Below are 3858 nucleotides of genomic sequence, written 5' to 3'. Positions count from 1 at the left end.
GATCGTGGGCTGAAGCCCACTCCCACTAATCATCATCCTCATCCGGTATCCGCCCCCGGAACTCCTCCGACAGCAACATCTGCCCGCCCGTCACGACGATGCTTTCGCCCGCCGCCAAGCCTTGCGCCACGAACCAACCGCCGCCATATTCCCGATGAGCGCCGATTTCGACACGGGCGAAGCCATCCCCGCCAACCCGGCGATAAATCCACGGTTTGCCATCCTGCCAAACCACCGCCGAGAGAGGCACGAACACGCCCTCCAGCGTGCCGCCGCCGAGGGGCGACCAAGCATTCACCCGCATTCCGGCGCGGAGATTATCGGCGGGCGCGTGGAAGAACCACGTCTCGCCCTGAACCAATTCGTCGGTGGCGGGTGCCGGGGAAATCAATTCGGCCCGGATAGCGCGGGCGCGGTCAGAACCCCGCGAGATGAACAGCCCGGCGCTCTGGCTCGGCGCGGCTTGCCCCGTGGGCAATGCGGCCAGCAGCAGCACGCGGCGGTGCGCGGCGAGATCATTCAACAACGGCGCGTCCCCGTCCAAGGCCAACCTGGCCAGCGTCACGCCCCAAGCGTGTTCGGCCTCGCGGCGGATTTCGCCCATCAAGCGCCGGGCGGCGGTTTCCCTGGCTTGGTCGGCCCGCCATTGCGCGTCGGCCTGGGCCAGTTCGCGGCTGGCGATGATTTCCGCTTGGTGCAGGGAGGTCAGCCGGGCGCGGTTCTTTTCGGCGAGATTCAGCGCGGCGGCGGCGACTTCGGCGTCGGTTTGGGCGGCGCGGTGGCGGACCCGCAGGGCCAGTAATGGCTGGATGTCCAGCGCCTTGGCGTAGGTCGTGGCCTCGGGCTGGAAGCTCACCGCCCGGAGGGTTTCCACCGCCAAGCCGCTGGCGGTTTGCCGCCCTGCCGTCAGGCGCACGGTCCCCGCTTGGGCGGCGGTGGGCGTTTGGTTTGGGCGGGCTGTTGGGGCGGCGGAGCGGGGGGTCTCTCTTGCCTCGTCATCGTCATCGTCGGCCCAGGCCGGGCAAGCGATGACCAGACTGAGCAATAAGGCGGTGCGGCGGAGAAACATTTAAGGGAGGTGGGGCGTGGCGGGCCGGATCAAAAGCGGGCGACTATACCTCAGCGGGGCTGGGTTCATAAAGCCGCCAAGGGTCAACATCAGGGCAATCGCGCTATGTTGGGAGCGGCTGTTTTTTCCCCTCTCGCCTCTGGGAGAGGGTTAGGGTGAGCGGATCAAAAAAGATAACGTTGATGGCTATCCCGGTCTGAGCTTTTTGGGTGCCATGTTGAAAGAGTTAAGGCAGAAAAATCACGTTTGAATCCCCCTCACCCCAGCCCTCTCCCGCTGGAGAGGGAGAAAACGGGCGGCTTTTGACGATAGCGCGATTGCCCTGGAGTCAACATTGTTTGGCGCGAGCGGTTTCCTATTTTGGCGACGCTTGCACCAAAGCAAGCTTCGGACTCCCGCTTTTCGATTCTCTCTCACCTGCCGGAAAGTGCTTTCGCCAGCGCGGCCATGTCGCCATACTACGTATAGCCCTGAACGCAGGGCGCCGCTGCCCGATAAGGCCACGGTGGCCATCATTCCCGTCTTTTCTCCCGGCTTGTTGAATGCTCCCGATTTTCCTGCGATTGCGTGCTATCTACCGTCCCCTAAGCAGCGTCCCCGAGCGGAGTTTCGTCCGCATGAGTAAGGCTTACACGCTTTGGAACGCTGGGTTTCGTGCCTCAACCCAGCCTACGGCCTTGCGCCGGATTGCGTCCGCCTGCTTGTTTCTGTTGGCTGGCGCGGCGTGGGCGGAGGACTTTCCGCCCTATCCCGACGATCCGTTTGAAACCCGCGAGTCCGTCGCGCCCGCGCCGGGCCGGGCCGCGCCGGACAAGGGCGGGGACGAACCCTGCCGCCTCGACCGCCGCCCGCCCAAGACTTGGGGCTTGGTGGACGTGGTGAACCAAGCCCTTTGCCACAACCCCCAGACCCGCCAAGCCTGGGCCAATGCCCGCTTCCAGGCGACGCAACTGGGCGTGGCGGAGGCCGCTTACCTCCCGACCCTGAATTTGTCGGTGCCGTTCTCCCGCAGTCAGAACACCGCTGGCAGCGGCTTTTCCAACGCCATCCCGGTGGCGGGGACGGGTTCCGGGACTAGCGCCGGGGGCGCTTTCCGGCAAACGGAAATCACCCGCATCGCGCCGACCCTGAGCCTCAATTACCTGCTGTTCGATTTCGGCGGGCGGGAAGCCAGGGTGGAGACGGCGCGGCGGACCTTGGAAGCCGCCAATTGGAGCCACGCGGCAACGCTGCAAACGGTGCTGTTCTCGGCCATTCAGGCCTATTACCAATTGTTCGCTTCCAATGCCGCGCTGGACGCCGCCGAGTCCTCGGAAAAGTCCAACGAAGAAGCGCTGAAAGCCGCCGCCTATCGCTACGAAGTCGGTGCCGCCGCGCTGGCCGACAAGCTGCAAGCCCAGACCGCTTACGCGCAGGCCAAGGTCAACCGGCAGACGGCGGCGGGCAATGCGCGGGTGGCTTTTGGCACGCTGGCGAATGCGATGGGCTTGAAGCCCAGCGACGCGCTGAAGATCGAGCCGCCCGCCAGCGACAGTCCCGACGCGGCGCGGGAGCGGGATGTGCAAGCCTTGATCGAGGAAGCCAAGGCGGCGCGGCCCGATCTCGCCGCCGCCGAGGCCCAGATCAAAGCCGCCGAGGCGGGCATTGAATCGGCCCGCTCCGGGAGCCTGCCCACCCTGTCCTTGATCGGCAATTACACCTATTCCGACTCCATCGGCGTGCAGAGCATTTCAAGCTGGGTGGTGGGCGTGCAGGTGGCCGTGCCGCTGTTCACGGGGTTCTCCAACACTTACCAGATTCACGCCGCCGAGGAGCAGGCGGCGGTCCAAGCGGCCAATCGCGACAAGCTGGATCAGTCCATCGCGCTGGATGTGTGGCGGGCCTATTTCAATCTGAACACGGCGCGGGAAACCCTGAGCAGCACCGAGGACTTGCTGGCGAGCGCCACCCAGGGCGAGGCGGTGGCCTTGGGGCGCTACAAGGCCGGGGCGGGCAACATCGTGGAATTGCTGAACGCCGAGGCCAGTCTCGCCAACGCCCGGTTCCAGCGGGTGCAGGCGCAGTACAACTGGCGGATCGGCAAGGCCCAATTGGCGCAGGCGATTGGGCGGTTGGATTTGGGGGCGGTGAAATAGCCGGGCTGCGCTACTATGTCCAAACCAATGAAACATTGTGCTGATGGTCCGCCGGGCGGTGGCGGGAAATTCCGGCGCGGTTGTCGCGGGCTAAAGCCCGCTCCCACGACGCGGCCCTTGGCTATTTCCGTTCCAATATTCTTTCCGAGAGACCGAATTAAATGACCACCGAACGCGCCTTCATCCCCCTCAACATCGCCGTACTGACCGTGTCCGACACCCGTACGGAAGACAACGACGTGTCCGGCAAGACCCTGGCCGAGCGGCTGACCGGCGCGGGCCACAATCTGGCGGCCAAGCGCATCGTGCCGGATGACATTTACCGCATCCGGGCGGTGGTGTCCGAGTGGATCGCCGACCCGGCCATCCAGGGGGTGCTGACCACCGGCGGCACCGGCGTGACGGGCCGGGATGGCACGCCGGAAGCGGTGGCGGTGTTGTTCGACAAGACCTTGGACGGCTTCGGCGAGGTGTTCCGGGCCGTTTCCTACCAGGAAATTAAAACCTCGACCATCCAATCCCGCGCTATCGCCGGGGTCGCCAATGGCACCTATGTTTTCTGTTTGCCGGGTTCGTCTGGGGCGTGCCGCACGGGTTGGGATAATCTCATCCGGGACCAACTGGATTACCGCACCCGGCCCTGCAACTTGGTGG

General features: G+C 64.9%; 3 protein-coding genes. 2 read left to right on the top strand and 1 reads right to left on the bottom strand.

Annotated elements, in window-relative coordinates; translation table 11 throughout:
• Positions 1–25: 25 nt before the first annotated feature.
• Positions 26–1069, bottom strand: coding sequence for an efflux RND transporter periplasmic adaptor subunit (locus tag ACXWUF_RS20195; RefSeq protein ID WP_458496365.1), 1044 nt, complete (start codon positions 1067–1069; stop codon positions 26–28).
• A 617-nt stretch (positions 1070–1686) separates the two neighbouring features.
• Between ACXWUF_RS20195 and ACXWUF_RS20190 the strand changes: the two genes are divergently transcribed.
• Together ACXWUF_RS20190 and moaB are read left to right on the top strand one after the other, a co-directional pair.
• Positions 1687–3204 (top strand): TolC family protein, encoded by a 1518-nt coding sequence (locus ACXWUF_RS20190; protein ID WP_458496364.1) that lies wholly within the window; start codon positions 1687–1689, stop codon positions 3202–3204.
• A 161-nt stretch (positions 3205–3365) separates the two neighbouring features.
• The coding region (moaB, locus tag ACXWUF_RS20185) for a molybdenum cofactor biosynthesis protein B (RefSeq protein WP_458496363.1) at positions 3366–3858 on the top strand (493 nt) is incomplete at its 3' end.

Source organism: Methylomagnum sp. (assembly GCF_054333355.1).
This window is presented reverse-complemented; position numbering and strand designations above follow the sequence as displayed.